Below are 16,544 nucleotides of genomic sequence, written 5' to 3' on the forward strand. Positions count from 1 at the left end.
TCTTGTTTGCGTTCAAAGCATCAGTATAAAAGGCTTCCCGTCACCGGGCTGTCAGCTTTCCAGAAGACTGTGCCAGATACGGGTCACGTTTGTTCTGTGCTCGGTAAACTGATTCGCAGGCACCACGCTCGGCACCTTCTGCATAGAGGCATCATGGGCGGCCTGCCGGTATACCAGATAAGCCTCACTCAACTGCCCCACCTCTTCCTGCGTTAATAGCCCCACCTGTTCCACCGTTTCCAGAATACGCATATTATCGGTCCACTGCAGCAATTCAGGATGCTCGCGGCTGAAACGCAGCACGCAGTACTGGGCAATAAACTCAATATCCACCATGCCACCGGCATCCTGCTTCAGATGGAAGTGGCTATGCTCGCCGGTCGCATCCGGCTTGGAACCCAGGTTGTCCCGCATCTTAATACGCATGGAGACAACATCCTCCCGCAGCTGATTCAGGTCGCGCTCTTCGGTCAGAATTTCGGCACGAACCTGAGTAAACGTCTGAGCTACTTCAGAGCTACCAGCCACAACACGGGCGCGTACCAAGGCCTGCTTCTCCCAGGTCCAGGCTTCCTTCTGCTGATAATCCTTAAAAGCTTTAACCGAGCTTACCAGTAAGCCTGAGTTACCTGATGGGCGTAAGCGCATATCCACTTCATACAGCTGACCGGATGGCGTCAGGGTATTCAGAATATGGATAATCCGCTGACCCAGACGTGTGAAGAAAACACCATTGTCGATGCTCTTTTTACCTTTGCTGTCGCCGTCGGTAACCCCTTGAGGAGCTGCATCATGCAGAAATACCAGATCCAGGTCAGAGCCATAACCCAGCTCAATGCCTCCCATTTTGCCATAGCCGACAATAACAAAAGCAGGATCACACAGGACATTATCTGCCTTTGCCGGAACACCGTATTTATCCGTCAGGGTTTTCCAGGCCATCTGCAGCACATATTCCAGAACCGCTTCAGCGATAAACGTGAGGTAATCACTCACCTTCATCAGGTGACGGGTCTGATTGATATCCGAGGCAGCCACACGGAGTACATGGGCGCGTTTAAAGTAGCGCAAGGCCTCCATCTGCGCTTCTTCATCTTCTTCCGGAAGACGCAGCATCTGCTGACGAAGGTCGTCCCTCAGCAGTTCAATATCCGCAGGCGTATAAAGCGTGGCTGGGTTGAGCAGCTCATCCAAAAGAATCGGTGTTTTCGCCAGGTGTTCGGCAATCCAGGGACTGGCAGAACAGAGTTTAACCAGCTGCCTCAAAGCACTTGGGTTCTCGATTAACAGCACAAAGTAAGCGCTTCTTCGCAGTACCGCCTCGACCAGTAGTAACGTACGCTCCAGTGTTTGTGACGGCGCAATACTCTCCGCCACGGCCTGCAGTAACATCGGCATAAAAGCTTCCAGACGCTCACGGCCTTCACGCTGCAAACCCTGAACCACACGACTGCAACGTAGGCTGTCCAGACGGCGATAGGTCGACTCCGCATCCTCGAAACCCTGTTCCTGCAGCAGACGAGCCCCGCCTTCAGGATCATATTCCCCCTTCCAGAGTGCACCCAGCTCTGCGCTTTGATTATCACCCTGCTCCTCTTCACCTTCCGGAGCGGCAATCACATTTGCGAAGTGTTTACTGACTTTCGCCCGCTCCAGCTCAAGACGGGCTTCAAAGTCCTGCCAGTTGTCAAAATTCATGATGTAGGCCATACGCAGGCGCGGGAAATCATCTTCCGGTAGCGTCTGGGTCTGCTGATCGGCAACACCCTGAAGAGCATGCTCAGCATTGCGCAGGAAGAGATAGCCTTCCAGCAGCTCGTCGGTCACCACCTGAGGAATCAACCCAAGGCCACTGATTATCGGCAGCACTTTACGGATTGAGCGCTCCTGCAGTTCAGTATCACGGCCACCACGAATCAACTGGAACACCTGTGTAATAAACTCCACCTCGCGAATACCGCCGGGGCCGAGTTTTACATTAGTGAATAACCCCTTGCGTCGCACCTCACGGTTTATCATGCCTTTCATATCCCGCAGGGATTCAATGGCACTGAAATCTACATACTTGCGGTAAACAAAGGAGTTAAGCTCTTCCAGCAGCGCATTACCACCCTCGACATCACCCGCGATAATCCGCGCCTTGATCATGGCGTAGCGTTCCCACTCCCGCCCCTGATCATGGTAATACTCCACCATAGCGTTGTGACTGAGAGCCAGTGAGCCGCTCTGACCGTATGGACGAAGACGCATATCCACGCGGAAAACAAAGCCATCAACAGTGTTGGCATCCAGCGCCGCAATCAGTTTCTGACCGAGGCGAATAAAGAAATCCTGATTATCCAGCGAACGGCTACCGCCCTGGGTTTGGCCATGTTGCGGGAAACAGAACATCAGATCGATATCGGAAGAGAGATTCAGTTCGCAGGCACCCAGCTTACCCATGCCGATGACTGACATGCGCTGGGGTTGAGGCTCGCAACCCTCTTCCGCTTTGGAGTAAGGCGTGCCCCACTTGGGGGTGTAAAAATCGTACAGCCAGTTCAAGGCCTCATCGACGCAGATATCTGCCAGATAGCTCAGCTCTGCTGTGGTCTGCCACATATTTGCAGTGAAAGAGAAGTCACGCCAGATAATACGCATCATCATCTGACGCCGAAACTGACGCAAAGCACAGTGCAGATCATTTTCGGTGCTGCAGCCTGCCAACTTAGCCTGCAGGATTGCTCGCATCCGGACAGCATTTAGCGGGGCAGTGAACCACTCCTGCTCCAGCATCTCTGCCAATAAAGAGGGAAAACGCAGCATACTATCGACAACATATTCACTGCAGACAATAATTTTTTCCGCATGGGGCAGTGCTTTCAGTCCCTCAAAAAGCTCAGCGTCCAACCCATTTTGCAGTTTCTGCCACTGCTGATCCGATGTTGTTTGCAGGTTTTCCGGCAGCTGTTGGGCAGGTTGTTGCAGGATCGATGACGACATGATGCTTCCTTATCTATTCTAATCTTCTGGTAACAATACGATGCCAGCGATAAAAGCCACAATAATTGCAGCAGAATATCTGTCAGCACAAACCTGACAGAAGACATAACCTGATACAGATCCCTGGCAGTACAACCAAAGCAAGCTTATCCAAAAGACACGGGCAATGCGAAATTTTATGCCCAAAGCCTATGGGAACAAGGACTGGCGCTCATTTCATATCTCCGTTTTGCTCCGCACAATGTATAATGCCGACGCCCCAAAGGGATTCGGGTGCAATAAAAAGCATATCATTCCAATTGCAAAGGACCATCCCATGGCCCAAACCATATCCCAAGGCTTTTTGCGTAATTTTCTTGGCAACTCCCCTGTGTGGTACAAGCAAGTTATTCTCGCCTTTCTGATTATCAACCCTATTCTCTATATGACCCCTGGACTCGGCCCTTTCGTGACAGGCTGGCTTCTGATTGTCGAATTCATATTCACTCTGGCAATGGCCCTCAAATGCTACCCGCTGCAGCCTGGCGGTTTGCTGGCAATTGAGGCGATTGTCATTGGACTAGCATCCCCCGAAACAGTAATGCATGAGATTGAAGGAAACCTTGAGGTTATTCTCCTACTGGTCTTTATGGTGGCCGGCATTTACTTTATGAAGCAGCTGCTGCTCTTTGCCTTCACTAAGATCTTGCTGGGAGTACGTTCAAAACCCATACTTTCTTTACTCTTCAGTATCACTGCAGCCCTCCTGTCGGCATTTCTTGATGCACTGACCGTGACTGCGGTAGTTATCAGCATTGGCGTTGGCTTCTACTCTGTTTATCACAAGGTTGCCTCAGGCAAGCAGTTTCACCATGACAGCCATGACCACGGCAATGATGGTTCTCTGGCAGAACAACACCATAATGATCTTGAGCAGTTCCGGGCCTTCCTGCGTAGCCTACTGATGCATGCAGCCGTGGGTACCGCATTAGGCGGTGTCTGCACATTAGTCGGTGAACCACAAAACCTGTTGATCGCCAAGGTAGCAGGTTGGAACTTTGTCGAATTCTTTACCCGAATGGCCCCGGTAACTATGCCTGTTCTGGTTGTTGGTCTGCTCACGTGCCTGCTTCTGGAGAAAACGAAGGTCTTTGGTTATGGCGAATTACTCCCAGAGTCCGTACGCCAGATTCTGGAGAATTTTGATAAGCACCAAACTGAAAAACGCACAGGTAAAGATAAAGCCGCTCTGATTGTTCAGGCCGTTACCGCCGTATTTCTGATATTAGCCCTGGCATTTCATATTGCAGAGGTCGGCCTGATAGGCCTGGCTATTATCGTGCTGCAAACAGCACTTAATGGTATAACTGAAGAACACCAGATCGGACATGCTTTTGAGGAAGCTCTGCCGTTCACCGCATTATTGGTGGTCTTTTTCTCTGTGGTGGCTGTAATCCATGAGCAACATCTTTTCCAGCCATTTATCCACATGGTTTTAAGCCTGGAAACCAGCCAGCAACCCGCAATGCTTTTTATTGCTAACGGCGTGCTGTCTGCCATCAGTGATAATGTGTTTGTTGCAACGGTTTATATCTCTGAGATTAAAGCTGCACTGGATGCCGGAGAGATTACCCGTGAGCACTTCGATACTCTGGCTGTTGCCGTTAATACAGGTACAAATCTGCCCAGTGTCGCAACACCAAACGGCCAGGCAGCCTTTCTTTTCCTGTTAACCTCTGCCATTGCGCCTTTGATCCGTCTATCCTACGGCCGAATGGTGGTAATGGCGCTGCCTTACACCATTGTCATGTCTGCCATGGGCCTGTATGCCGTAATCTACTGGGTGCACTAACCCTGAGCGACGTCTTACGCCTTAATCTGGCGTCATAAAAGAAACTGCTGTAATTTATTTTACAGGCTGCCCATAAAACTGCCGTGCTTTATGTAAACGCGGCAGTTTCTTTTTTCTGCTTATAAATCAAAGCACACCAGTCTATCTTCTTCAAAAACGATGTTACCGGCATAAAAGCTGTTTACATTTCTCCTTTAGCGCCACCCTTGCTTCGTTCAAACGTATGTTTTAAATTCGGCAGTCTTTGACTCAACTCAAAAGCAATCATCCAATAAAGAAAACAAAAATAAAATCGGAGCCGCTATGACACTTTCGCAACTTACAGAGAGTTTTATACCAGACAGCCTTAGGCAAGATCAGGATCGGCTTATCCATGCCCGAACCGTTGTCACCGTTGCCCTTCTGGCCGGTGTCATCGCACCTGTCTTTGCAATGAGCTATTTCAAGAATCAGCACCCTGCTATGGGCTGGGGCATTCTGGTGGGTAGCGCAGGGCTTCTGATCGGGCCTATCCTGTTGCGTATTACCGCAAAGGAGCGATGGGTAGCCGAAGGTGTGATCAGCTGTATGTATGCGATGATCGTCTGGATGCTTTATGTTAATGGAGGCATCATGTCGAGCAGTGCCCTCTGGATGGCATCCATTCCTTTTGCCGCCATTTTTATCGCCGGGCGAGGCTCCGGCTATTTCTGGTCATTGATCAGCTTGTGTACCATCGCTACGTTTCTCTATATTGATCAAAACAGCATTCCTCTGCCGGAGTCCCCGATTCCGGAAAGCATGATTCCCTCTCAGCAAGCAAAATCCCTGATCGGAATGAGCCTGATTGTTATGGTTCTGGCTCTGGCATTTGATAAAGCTAAGTCCAAGGGTTTTGAGCAACTGGAAACAGCCCGTAAAGCCAGTGAACAGAATGAGCAACGTATTGCGGAAATTCTAGCTAAGGTCACCTCCTCAGTGCATCAGGCAGAAAACGTCAGCCGTGATGTCACCTCCAGTGCTCAGCGCATCACCCAAACCATGCAGCAACAAAACCAGGCTCTGGGAAGTATGGTTGAAGAGGCCGATAAGATCGTCACCGATGTTTGCCAGCAAGCTAGTGATGCCGACCTTGCGGTAACCACTGCCAAGAAAACCGGCTCGGAAGCCAATGAGGGCGGAGCGGTCATGAACAACGCAGTTAACAAGCTTAACCGGGCCACAGAGGTCATTATGGACGCCGCTGGGCGACTGGAAACACTGGAGCAAAGCAGTCATGAAGTGAACTCCATCGTGGTTATGATCCACGATATTGCAGAGCAGACCAACCTGCTGGCACTCAATGCCGCCATTGAAGCAGCCCGTGCCGGAGAGCAGGGCCGGGGCTTCGCTGTCGTTGCCGATGAGGTTCGGAGCCTGGCTGAGCGCACCCGCAATGCAACTCAGGATATCAGTGATAAGATCCGCCTGATTGTTGATGGCACCGAGTCTGCCGTTGCGGCCATGCAGGAAGGTAGTCAGGAGGTACAGCTGGGGCAGAGCCATGCCCAGGCTGCCCAGGAACAGATTCAGGCGATTATCCAGGATACCTGCCAGCTGGGCCAGCAAATGGAGCAACTCTCCACTACAGGGCAACAGCAACAAACAACCTTTACCCACTATACGGAAGAGATCCGCAATATTGGCCAGCAAGTTGTACAGTTAGCGGACGAAACGCAGCAAATTCAAAGTAATATTGAGCAACTGGATCAAATTATGGGAGAACTGAGCCGGTCGGTAAGAGCATTCGAGACAGCCTAGATATTTTGAAGGCCATTTTCTCGCCAAGGAAGGCAAAATATTGCACTATTACCCGCTCGCGATGATCGCTGACCTCCCGTGACCAGCTGACTCCCAAGAGGTAATCTCCACCATGCAAAAACTGGCTACTCTCACCTGCCTGTTAACACTTTATGCTTGCGGAGAAGGCTCTGATGAAATAAACACCTCCAGTAGCAAGGGGGCAGGTGATACATCTATATGCAGTAGCGTTTATTATTCAACTCAAGCGGCTAACACCTCTGGCTTAGATCCTCTACTGAACGCCCAGTGGCACCTCCTTAATAACAGAAACAACCCAGGGGCAGCCGGTCAGGATATCAATCTTCCACAGACATTATGGAATGAAGCCACCGGAGCCGGAGTCAAAATCGCAGTGATCGATGGCAGCATTGATTACAGCCACCCGGACCTGCAGCCCAACCTTGACCTGGATAACTCTTGTCAGTTTGGCGTCCCTCTATCAGGCGGGCATGCAACATCCGTCGCGGGCCTTATCAGCGCGGTCAGAAATAACGCACTGGGTGGGTCAGGGGCTGCCCCTGAAAGCAAAATCCAGGGTTTTAATACGCTTGATGCAGACCCCACCGTAACCGTTTGGGAAACATCACTATCTGCAACCAGCGAACGTAATCGCGATATTGATATTTTCAATATGAGTCTGGGCTATGGCATTGAAACAACGCCCATTGATTACGACACTAATATTGCGTCCATGATTAAGTCCGGTACGGAGTCCGGCCGCAAAGGTCTGGGCGCGCTTTATTTTAAAGCAGCAGGGAATAACTTCAGTGATCCTGCATGTTCAACAGAGAACTACCACTCAGAGCTTCTGCCATGTCAGGGATCAGCCCTAGACCCGGATAATAATATCCCCTATCTGATGGTGGTATCGTCCCTGAATGCAAACGGCACGAAAGCCAGTTATTCCTCCTCGGGCGCGAATATACTCTTTTCATCTCCCGGAGGTGACAGCCGGACGGGGCTTGTCACCACAAATGATATCAGTCTGGCAACCGGTCTTACTGATATCAGAGGTTTTAAAGGCTACACCAGAGCTTTTTCAGGAACATCCGCAGCAACACCTTTGGTGTCAGGGGTGGCCGCCTTAGTTCTTGAAGCAAACTCGGATTTAGGCTGGCGGGATGTACGGGATATTCTGATCAGAACCGCGGATAAAGTTGATACGGGTGACAACTCTGGCGAGGATAACTACATTGTCATCGGCAATGATGGCTCGATATTAAAAACCCGCACACCATCTACTAACCTGATTATTGAAAATGCCTGGCAGACAAACGCAGCAGGGCTTTCGTACCATAACCACTATGGTTTTGGACGAATCAATGCAGCTAACGCGTTAAATAGCGCCAAATCCTATAGCGCTAACTTACCGGACCTTATAAGCGTCAGCACGGAAAATGGAAGCGGCGGAGTCATACCCAATAGCAGCAATAATCCCTTATCATCCTCACTCTCCATTTCAAGCGAACTAAGCACTGTAGAGTCTGTCCAACTCAAGCTCGAGCTGAGTCACCCCTATGCTTCCGATCTGATGGTTAAACTGATTGCACCGTCAGGTACAGAGAGTATCGTGATGACACCCAGAAATGCGCTTAATGCTGAAATTAACCATTATGAGTTCACGTTACTGAGTCAGATGTTCTATGGAGAAACAGCCGCAGGTTCCTGGCAGCTTCAGGTGTACGATACACAGGCAGATGCTTTTGCCACAGGTACTCTCCACAGCTGGTCATTGACCATTTTAGGACACTAAGCAAATATAAGCCGACCAGCTTTAACAAACACAGGATAATAGAAATGCGTTTATTGACCCTGATACTCTCTGGTTTACTGACACTGCTACCGCTATCAGCCTGTGCTTACGATGGTAAAAAACCGGTGGTGACTCAGGATCAGCTTCCTGCACACCTGAAAACCGGAAAACAGATCCGTATCGAAAACAGTCATTACCTGATTCTCGACCAGGTCAGAGCCTATAACACTGAAAGCCAAACAGGTCAGAGAGCCCTGCAAGGCAGTGACACTGAAATTGGCCGGAAAGGCAACTATAGCATCCAGGCAAAAGCCACTGCCAATGACGACGGGCGCCCGGTTATCTGGAATCAAACCACTCAACGCTACGCTGTTCTACTGGATGAGCTGGGCCTTGTGCTCACCGAAAACGGTGAGGCTGAAGCAGTTGCCCAACAGTATGGAATGTCTCTGTCCGTTCAAATCAAACGCCTGAACAGAGCCTACTTCCGGATTGATGCGAACAGAATTCCAGATCTGATGCGCCAGCTACAGCAGGATAGTCGAGTCAAATCCGTCATCCCGAGTTTAATGGAAAACCCTCGTCAGCCTATGTAGCCCTGAAAACGACTAAAATCTTCAGGACTGAGAAGCTTTCCAGTCCTGGGCTGCCTGAAAGCGCGCCTTCAGATAAACCATTAACTCATCAAGAGCTGACTCAGCCGCTGGCGCATCACTTTGCTCAATAGCCTGATACAGGCGCCGGTGAACAGCCACTACATCCACACGGTCCCGAAAACGATACACCACCATATTGGTGACCGGCTGCATCGCCTCAATAACCGCGTACATCAGAAACTGTAGCATTGAGTTCTGACAAGCATCCACCAGAGCGCGATGAAAACGCACATCAGAAGCGCAAAACTCCTCATCCGTCAGAGACTCAGACTGTTGCTGCTCCAACTCCTGCTGCAGCTGCCTCAGTACTGATTTATCAGGGTTGCGGGCAGCCAGGCGGACACAGGTTCTCTCCAGCTCGTGACGGGCATCGGCAATCTCAGTCAGACTAAACTGATCCATACTTGCCAAGAGGGTTGCCGAAGCGGTCAGGCTTTCACTGGCATCATCCAGAGACGGGCGGTTAACAAATGTCCCACCGGTAGGGCCACGGCGGGACCTGATCAGATTTTGTGCCGCCAAACGCTTCAGGGCTTCTCGAATAGTTGGGCGAGACACCTGATAGCGAGCAGCCAGCTCATCCTCAGTTGGCAGACGATCATCAGCTTTAAGTTCACCGGAAAGGATCGCTTCGCGCAGCTGTTCAGAGATCTGCTTGGCAAGACTTTGTGTCATCAGGGGTTGGATTTTCACAACAAACCTCGGAATAGAATGATATTTGGCTGATGGCCGACGGGCTGAACATCAAAAGCAGCAGACTCAGAACATAGTGATATTTGCCGCATTATTTTATAGCGAATAGTAGCAGAATCCATAAGATGACGCACCATTCTTCTATTTGTTTGACAAATAGAAGAATTAGCGATTAACCTTGCTTTATCAACGCAGCAGAACAATACGAATCAACTCTGCTGCAAACAAACTTCGATTAATCCAAAGGTTAACCCCTTCTTAAAAGCGAAGGCTAATATCCCTGATAAACAAGGTGTCACAGTATGAATAAAGCACTGGTTCTGGAACAGGAAGAGAAGAAAACACTGGCAGGTGTTCGCACTCTGGATGCAAGCGAACTGCCTGAAGGCGATGTTCTGGTCAATATCGAATATAGCTCTATGAATTATAAAGATGCCCTTGCCGTGACCGGCACAGGAAAAATTGTTCACCAGTTCCCTATGGTGCCGGGCATCGATCTGGCTGGAACCGTTGCTGAGTCTGACAACCCTGACTACAACGCCGGTGATGCCGTTGTTCTGACCGGCTGGAGTGTTGGTGAAAAATACTGGGGTGGCTATGCTCAGCAGATGCGGCTGCAATCCAAGTGGCTGGTACCTCTTGCTGAAGGCCTGACTGCCAAGCAAGCGATGACAATCGGTACTGCGGGTCTGACCTCTATGCTCTGCGTTATGCGCCTGCAGGAAAGCGGCCTCAAACCGGAGCATGGCCCTGTACTGGTCACCGGGGCAACCGGTGGTGTAGGAAGTCTGGCGGTCGCCCTACTGGCAAAAAATGGCTTTGAAGTTGTCGCCGTCAGTGGTAAAGCAGACAGTGTCGATTACCTGAAAAAACTGGGTGCCTCAGATGTACTGCCACGTAGCGAATTTGAAGAAAAAGCCCGCCCACTGGATAAGTCTCGCTGGGCCGGTGCTGTCGATACCGTTGGTGGCGATATTCTGGCCAAAGTTCTGTCTCAGATGAACTACAACGGCCGTGTGGCAACCGTTGGCCTTGCATCCAGCTTTGCTCTGAACACTACTGTTATGCCGTTTATTCTCCGCGGTGTAGATCTGCTGGGCGTTGATAGCGTTATGATCCCTTACGAACGTCGCGTTCAGGCCTGGAACCGCCTGGCAAAAGAGTTGCCACAGGAAATTATGGATCAGGTATCGGAAGAGATATCTCTGGAGCAGCTGCCGGAGCAGGCGCAAAACATGGTTGAAGGAAAAGTAAAAGGCCGTGTACTGGTAAACCCTAACCTTTAAAGTTAAGCCGATCTTCTCTTAACAGGCAGACAATAAAAAGGCCGCACGACTCCGGTTTTGTTACCGGGGTTGTAGCGGCCTTTTTGGCGAATCCTTCCGCAGCTGAACAAACTCAGCTCACAGTGATAATCCCTAGGAATTAACCCAGGAAATAGCGCGACCAGAAAATAGTGGCTGGCAGGCAGTTCATGCCGATAAGTATCGCCAGGCCTGGAATAAAGTAGATTAAACCAGCTTCGTCACGGAATTCTTCGTCATGATGGGACATTTCAGATCCTCACAGATTGATTTAAAGGGTGCTGAGACTTGTTTTTTTCTTAGTCGTTCTTATAGATAAAAGCTTTTGACTTAAATCAAATTATGACGGGCATTTTACGGAGATATGACAAGCTGTCCAGTCCGACTTTAGACCTTATTCAGCTCCGACGCTGCAAGAAAGAGTGTAGGTGGTACGAAGTGACGTGAGCAGGGCGAAATGACAGGGCCTGCACAAAATAGTGTTAAATAACCGAACGCCCGCCTTCCACAGGCAAGACCACCCCGGTCAGATAGGGGTTATTGAGAATATAATGAATAGTCTGAGTAATGACATCAGCACCGGGCTCGATCTGCAAGGCTGACTTCTTCAGCGCTTTCTTCCGGTACTCAGCATCATCGTCCGGCTGAAACATAATAAGCGCTGGTGCGATGGCATTCACTTTAATATCCGGCGCAAAACCAGCAGCAAAAGATTGCGTCAGGCTTTCCAGGCCCGCTTTGGTTGCAACATAAGCGCCATGTTTTTTCGAACCCTTGCACACCACTGCATCGCTTAAGTGAACAATATCTCTCGGGCCATTATGGGCAAGTAGTAAAGGCTGGCACGCCTGATTGATCAGAAAAGGCGCCAACATATGAACACTGAACAGGTGCTGAAAATCATTGGCAGCCTGACTAAGACTGGCGTTATCCACACCCTTTTGATCCGGTAGCCAATCGGAAGCGTTGTGGATAATTGCCCTGAGGCAGGAGGTTTCTTTTTTCAAGCAAGCAATAAAGTCAAGAATACCAGCCTGGTCACTGAAGTCTGCCTTTAACGTTGTAACCCCCTTCGCTCTGAGCTGTTCCAGATCAGGTCGCTCAGTGCGATACGTAATAATCACAGACTGCCCCTGATCTGCCAGAGCCTCTGCCGCGTGACGACCCAGACGCCGGCCACCACCGGTAATCAAAATCGGTGCTTTCATATCCGCACTATTTTTAACGCCTGCATTCATCAACCTGCCGCCCCAATCAGAACATCACTTACGCGGAGCGTAAGCAAAAACATCGGAAAAAACACACTCATCCGATAAGCCATACTGGATCAGGGTATCTGTTACGGAGTAGACCATATTGGGCGAACCACTGGCATAGACCGTCGCATCATCAAATTTACCATGATCTTGAATCATCGCATCATGCAGCATCCCCACATGCCCTTCCCACTCCTGGCCCGGCAACAGATCGCCAACAACCGGTACAAAATGGAAATTTTCATATTCACACTGCCACTTCTCAGGTAGCTCTGCCATGTAGAGGTCCTGTGGTCGGCGCGCGCCCCAGTAAAGATAAAGCTGCTGATCAGAACCCTGCTCAAATGCTTCTTCTAGCAGAGCTTTCATCTGGGTAAAGCCTGTACCTGCAGCGACAAAAAACGCCTTATCGGTTCCTGTTTGCTTCAGTGTACATTCACCTTTTGGCAGCTCAACCTGGATGCTCTTACCTTCCTGCAAGGTCTGCAGTAACAGGCGTGAATTATCGCGATCCGGTAAGTGTTGAATATGCAGCTCTAACCGACGGCCATCAGGGCGGTTGGCTATAGAAAATGCGTTACGCTCACCATTAGGCAAAATCACCTCAAGATATTGCCCTGCAACATAGTCCGGCATATTACCGGCAGGTGTTTGCAGCACAACCTGATACACATCTGAGCTGCCGAGCAGTTCGGCACTCTCAATCTGACAAGCCATTGTCTTCACTATATATTCTCCTGGTGCCAGTACCCGATGAAGCCGAACCTCAGCCGGACCTCTGGCAGATGCAGTACAAAATAAAAAAGTTTTTCCGGGTGTTGCCGTCTGAAGACCGGCGGAGGTTCGATAAACAACCTCTCCACTCAGCAATGTGGTTTCACACACTTCGCAGACACCGTTTTTACACCCTCTCAGCAGACGGAATCCCTGTTGTTTTGCAGCCGCCAAAAAGTTCTCATCACAGGCCACATTAAAACTTGCAGCCTTGTGAAGACACTCGATTCTGAGGGTGCGTTTATTCTTTGTGATCATCCCGCTTTACCGCCCCTGATTTCAATCGGTTGTTTATTCGCCGCCATCAGGAAGTTCTGCTGAGATACAGGATGCATATCCGGAACATCGTCTCAGGATGAAGCTTTATCAAAAATACCCAGTTCGTCCCAAAGATCATCCACACGCTGCTTAACAGCAGCATCCATCTCGATAGGCTCCCCCCACTCCCGATCTGTCTCACCCGGCATCTTATTGGTGGCATCCATACCCATTTTGGAACCCAGGCGAGGAATCGGTGAGGCAAAATCCAGGTAATCGATCGGCGTGTTTTCAATCATGGTCGTATCCCGCGCCGGGTCCATACGAGTAGTGATTGCCCAGATCACATCCTTCCAGTCCCGCACATTAATATCGTCATCAGTAACAATCACAAACTTGGTGTACATAAACTGACGAAGAAAAGACCAAACCCCCATCATTACCCGCTTGGCATGACCAGGGTACTGCTTCTTCATGCTGACCACCGCCATACGATAGGAGCAGCCTTCCGGGGGCAGATAGAAATCCACGATCTCCGGAAATTGCTTCTGCAGAATCGGTACAAATACCTCATTCAGTGCGACACCCAGCACAGCAGGCTCATCCGGTGGACGACCCGTATAGGTACTGTGATAGATGGGATCTTTACGATGCGTAATTCGCTCCACCGTAAACACCGGGAAGCTTTCGACTTCGTTGTAATAACCTGTGTGATCACCAAACGGGCCTTCCGGAGCCAGCTCATCGGGATAAATATGGCCTTCCAGAATAATCTCGGCATTAGCCGGAACCTGCAGGTCATTGCCGATACATTTGCCCAGCTCGGTTTTAGAACCACGTAGCAAACCGGCAAAAGCATACTCGGACAGAGTATCCGGTACAGGTGTTACCGCACCCAAAATAGTTGCCGGGTCAGCACCCAGGGCAACCGAAACCGGGAAAGGTTTACCTGGATGCACCTGTTGCCACTCACGGAAATCCAGCGCACCACCGCGGTGGGAAAGCCAGCGCATAATAAGCTTGTTTTTACCGATCAGCTGCTGACGATAAATACCCAGATTCTGACGCTCTTTGTGCGGGCCTTTGGTAATCACCAGCGGCCAAGTTACCAGGGGGCCAGCATCTCCGGGCCAGCAGGTCTGTACCGGAATTTTATAGAGATCAACAGCATCACCTTCGATCACGACTTCCTGACAGGCCGGGTTACGCACCTTTTTAGGCCCCATGCTGAGCACTTTCTTAAAAACGGGCAGCTTTTCAATGGCATCTTTAAAGCCCTTGGGAGGCTCAGGTTCTTTCAGGTAAGCCAGTAGTTTGCCGACATCCCGCAAAGCAGTAACGTTATCTTCCCCCATCCCCAGTGCCACGCGACGAGGAGTACCAAACAGATTACCAAGAACCGGCATATCGTGACCGACAGGGTTTTCAAACAGTAAAGCAGGGCCTTCAGCACGAAGTGTCCGATCACAGATTTCGGTCATCTCAAGATAGGGATCGACGGGTTTCGAGATGCGCTTTAACTCGCCCATCGCTTCTAACTGATCAATAAATTCACGCAGGTCTTTATAACGCATAGATATTCCTGATCTTCCTCTGGCAACCGCTGCCAACGGATTTAGACGATATAAGTCAATGGTTCAACGAAAGCTCACACGAGAATGCAGGTCGTGCAATTTGCTTTCGCCAGATGTGAAAAAGGGTAAGCGTTGCTTACCCTCTTATTCAGGCTTTCAAAAGTACTAAACCGCTCTCTGAGCTTAAACCGCTTATTTGCGCTTCATGGCCTCAAAGAATTCATCATTGGTTTTCGTATCTTTTAAACGATCAATCATAAATTCTATGGCGCCGGTATCTTCCATTGGATTAAGCAGTTTACGCAAAATCCACACCCGCTGCAGACCATCCTCTGTTGTCAGAAGATCCTCACGACGAGTACCGGAACGACGGATATTGATCGCCGGATAAACACGTTTTTCTGCAATCTTACGATCCAGATGCAGCTCCATGTTACCGGTACCTTTAAACTCTTCGAAGATCACTTCGTCCATTTTGGAACCGGTGTCCACAAGAGCAGTTGCGATAATGGTCAGACTGCCACCATGCTCAATATTACGGGCAGCACCAAAGAAGCGCTTAGGTTTTTCCAATGCATGAGCATCAACACCACCGGTCAGAACTTTACCGGAGGATGGAATAACGGTGTTGTAAGCACGAGCCAGACGGGTAATCGAGTCCAACAGAATCACAACATCTTTTTTGTGTTCTACGAGACGTTTAGCGCGCTCGATCACCATTTCTGCAACCTGAACGTGACGAGCAGGCGGCTCATCAAATGTCGAGGCGACAACTTCACCCCGAACAGACCGGGTCATCTCGGTAACTTCCTCAGGGCGCTCATCGATCAACAGAACGATCATATGGCACTCAGGGTTATTACGGGTGATGGAAGAAGCGATGTTCTGCAACATCAGGGTTTTACCGGCCTTGGGAGGGGATACAATCAGACCACGCTGACCTTTACCTACCGGAGCCACCAGGTCGATCACCCGGGCAGTAAGGTCTTCAGTGGAGCCGTTACCGATCTCCATAATCAGACGCTCATCCGGGAACAGAGGCGTCAGGTTTTCAAACAGGATTTTGTGTTTGGAATTTTCCGGCTTGTCAAAGTTAATCTCATTAACTTTCAACAGCGCAAAATAACGTTCGCCATCCTTTGGAGGGCGAATTTTACCCGCAATGTGGTCACCCTTGCGCATATTGAAGCGACGAATCTGGCTTGGCGAGACATAGATATCATCCGGGCCGGCCAGGTAAGAGCTATCCGCTGAACGCAGGAAACCAAAGCCGTCCTGAAGAATCTCCAGAACACCATCGCCATAAATATCTTCACCGCTTTTAGCGTGTCGTTTCAGGATGGCAAAAATAATATCTTGCTTGCGTGAGCGAGCAACGTTGTCAATACCCATTTGTTGGGCAAGGTCGATCAATTCTGGGACAGATTTTTGCTTTAATTCGGTAAGATTCATGGGTCGTTAGGAGCTTTGGTTTAGGGGCTAGGTTTACGAAAATTCTGGCGAATGGTTTCGTTCAGACTGGGACTGACCAGCGACTTAATGCCGGTAGCATTATAAGGAGAAGGCATGCGGAACACATACAACGAAAAGAAACATACCACTAATGAAGTCAGTATACCAGTCTTTACTGGCATATATTGCG

The 16,544-nt window shown here is 49.8% G+C and carries 12 protein-coding genes; 5 read left to right on the forward strand and 7 right to left on the reverse strand.

What is annotated here, in order from left to right; genetic code table 11:
* Window positions 1-51 precede the first annotated feature (51 nt).
* A complete protein-coding gene (glnE, locus tag ACN0R8_RS04625; RefSeq protein ID WP_417595554.1) occupies window positions 52-2,982 on the reverse strand; it encodes a bifunctional [glutamate--ammonia ligase]-adenylyl-L-tyrosine phosphorylase/[glutamate--ammonia-ligase] adenylyltransferase in 2,931 nt (976 codons plus the stop codon).
* Between the two features lie 316 nt (window positions 2,983-3,298).
* On the opposite strand from glnE, the gene nhaB reads away from it, so the two are divergent.
* From nhaB to ACN0R8_RS04645, 4 genes are all read left to right on the forward strand, one after another.
* Window positions 3,299-4,813 (forward strand): sodium/proton antiporter NhaB, encoded by a 1,515-nt coding sequence (gene nhaB / locus ACN0R8_RS04630; protein ID WP_417595556.1) that lies wholly within the window; start codon window positions 3,299-3,301, stop codon window positions 4,811-4,813.
* A 303-nt stretch (window positions 4,814-5,116) separates the two neighbouring features.
* Window positions 5,117-6,592: a methyl-accepting chemotaxis protein gene (locus tag ACN0R8_RS04635; RefSeq protein ID WP_417595558.1), complete on the forward strand. Its 1,476-nt coding sequence runs from the start codon at window positions 5,117-5,119 to the stop codon at window positions 6,590-6,592.
* Window positions 6,593-6,704: 112 nt separating this feature from the next.
* On the forward strand, window positions 6,705-8,387 hold the full coding sequence (locus ACN0R8_RS04640) for a S8 family serine peptidase (protein ID WP_417595559.1): 1,683 nt from the start codon (window positions 6,705-6,707) through the stop codon (window positions 8,385-8,387).
* A gap of 44 nt (window positions 8,388-8,431) precedes the next feature.
* Window positions 8,432-8,983, forward strand: a complete 552-nt coding sequence (locus ACN0R8_RS04645) for a hypothetical protein (RefSeq protein WP_417595561.1) — start codon at window positions 8,432-8,434, stop codon at window positions 8,981-8,983.
* A gap of 21 nt (window positions 8,984-9,004) precedes the next feature.
* Here ACN0R8_RS04645 and ACN0R8_RS04650 read toward each other — a convergent pair whose 3' ends face one another.
* Window positions 9,005-9,736, reverse strand: coding sequence for a FadR/GntR family transcriptional regulator (locus ACN0R8_RS04650; RefSeq protein ID WP_417595563.1), 732 nt, complete (start codon window positions 9,734-9,736; stop codon window positions 9,005-9,007).
* Between the two features lie 302 nt (window positions 9,737-10,038).
* Here ACN0R8_RS04650 and ACN0R8_RS04655 point away from each other — a divergent pair, with 302 nt between their 5' ends.
* Window positions 10,039-11,022: an oxidoreductase gene (locus tag ACN0R8_RS04655; RefSeq protein WP_417595565.1), complete on the forward strand. Its 984-nt coding sequence runs from the start codon at window positions 10,039-10,041 to the stop codon at window positions 11,020-11,022.
* A gap of 139 nt (window positions 11,023-11,161) precedes the next feature.
* Here the strand turns inward: ACN0R8_RS04655 and ACN0R8_RS04660 are convergent, their stop codons facing one another.
* The 5 genes from ACN0R8_RS04660 to rho form a co-directional block, all read right to left on the reverse strand.
* The gene (locus ACN0R8_RS04660) at window positions 11,162-11,290 is read right to left on the reverse strand and encodes a hypothetical protein (protein WP_274378421.1); all 129 of its coding nucleotides are present in this window, start codon (window positions 11,288-11,290) and stop codon (window positions 11,162-11,164) included.
* Window positions 11,291-11,522: 232 nt separating this feature from the next.
* Window positions 11,523-12,248 carry a dihydromonapterin reductase gene (folM, locus tag ACN0R8_RS04665; RefSeq protein ID WP_417595567.1) on the reverse strand — a complete coding sequence of 242 codons (726 nt, stop codon included), beginning with the start codon at window positions 12,246-12,248 and terminating at the stop codon, window positions 11,523-11,525.
* Window positions 12,249-12,302: 54 nt separating this feature from the next.
* Entirely contained in the window at window positions 12,303-13,328 is a 1,026-nt protein-coding gene (locus tag ACN0R8_RS04670) for a 2Fe-2S iron-sulfur cluster-binding protein (protein ID WP_417595569.1), read from the reverse strand.
* 92 nt (window positions 13,329-13,420) lie between these two features.
* Complete coding sequence (ubiD, locus tag ACN0R8_RS04675; protein WP_417595571.1) at window positions 13,421-14,902, reverse strand: 4-hydroxy-3-polyprenylbenzoate decarboxylase; 1,482 nt, start codon at window positions 14,900-14,902, stop codon at window positions 13,421-13,423.
* A 192-nt stretch (window positions 14,903-15,094) separates the two neighbouring features.
* On the reverse strand, window positions 15,095-16,354 hold the full coding sequence (gene rho / locus ACN0R8_RS04680) for a transcription termination factor Rho (protein ID WP_078319469.1): 1,260 nt from the start codon (window positions 16,352-16,354) through the stop codon (window positions 15,095-15,097).
* Between the last annotated feature and the right edge of the window lie 190 nt (window positions 16,355-16,544).

This window comes from Oceanospirillum sp. (genome assembly GCF_048265165.1).
Classification (GTDB): domain Bacteria; phylum Pseudomonadota; class Gammaproteobacteria; order Pseudomonadales; family Halomonadaceae; genus Oceanospirillum.

What these genes read in the sequence shown, in the direction of transcription:
- glnE (WP_417595554.1), bottom strand. Translation starts at nt 2,982, where the DNA reads ATGTCGTCATCGATCCTGCAACAACCTGCCCAACAGCTGCCGGAAAAC.
- nhaB (WP_417595556.1), top strand. Translation starts at nt 3,299, where the DNA reads ATGGCCCAAACCATATCCCAAGGCTTTTTGCGTAATTTTCTTGGCAAC.
- ACN0R8_RS04635 (WP_417595558.1), top strand. Translation starts at nt 5,117, where the DNA reads ATGACACTTTCGCAACTTACAGAGAGTTTTATACCAGACAGCCTTAGG.
- ACN0R8_RS04640 (WP_417595559.1), top strand. Translation starts at nt 6,705, where the DNA reads ATGCAAAAACTGGCTACTCTCACCTGCCTGTTAACACTTTATGCTTGC.
- ACN0R8_RS04645 (WP_417595561.1), top strand. Translation starts at nt 8,432, where the DNA reads ATGCGTTTATTGACCCTGATACTCTCTGGTTTACTGACACTGCTACCG.
- ACN0R8_RS04655 (WP_417595565.1), top strand. Translation starts at nt 10,039, where the DNA reads ATGAATAAAGCACTGGTTCTGGAACAGGAAGAGAAGAAAACACTGGCA.
- ACN0R8_RS04660 (WP_274378421.1), bottom strand. Translation starts at nt 11,290, where the DNA reads ATGTCCCATCATGACGAAGAATTCCGTGACGAAGCTGGTTTAATCTAC.
- folM (WP_417595567.1), bottom strand. Translation starts at nt 12,248, where the DNA reads ATGAAAGCACCGATTTTGATTACCGGTGGTGGCCGGCGTCTGGGTCGT.
- ACN0R8_RS04670 (WP_417595569.1), bottom strand. Translation starts at nt 13,328, where the DNA reads ATGATCACAAAGAATAAACGCACCCTCAGAATCGAGTGTCTTCACAAG.
- ubiD (WP_417595571.1), bottom strand. Translation starts at nt 14,902, where the DNA reads ATGCGTTATAAAGACCTGCGTGAATTTATTGATCAGTTAGAAGCGATG.
- rho (WP_078319469.1), bottom strand. Translation starts at nt 16,354, where the DNA reads ATGAATCTTACCGAATTAAAGCAAAAATCTGTCCCAGAATTGATCGAC.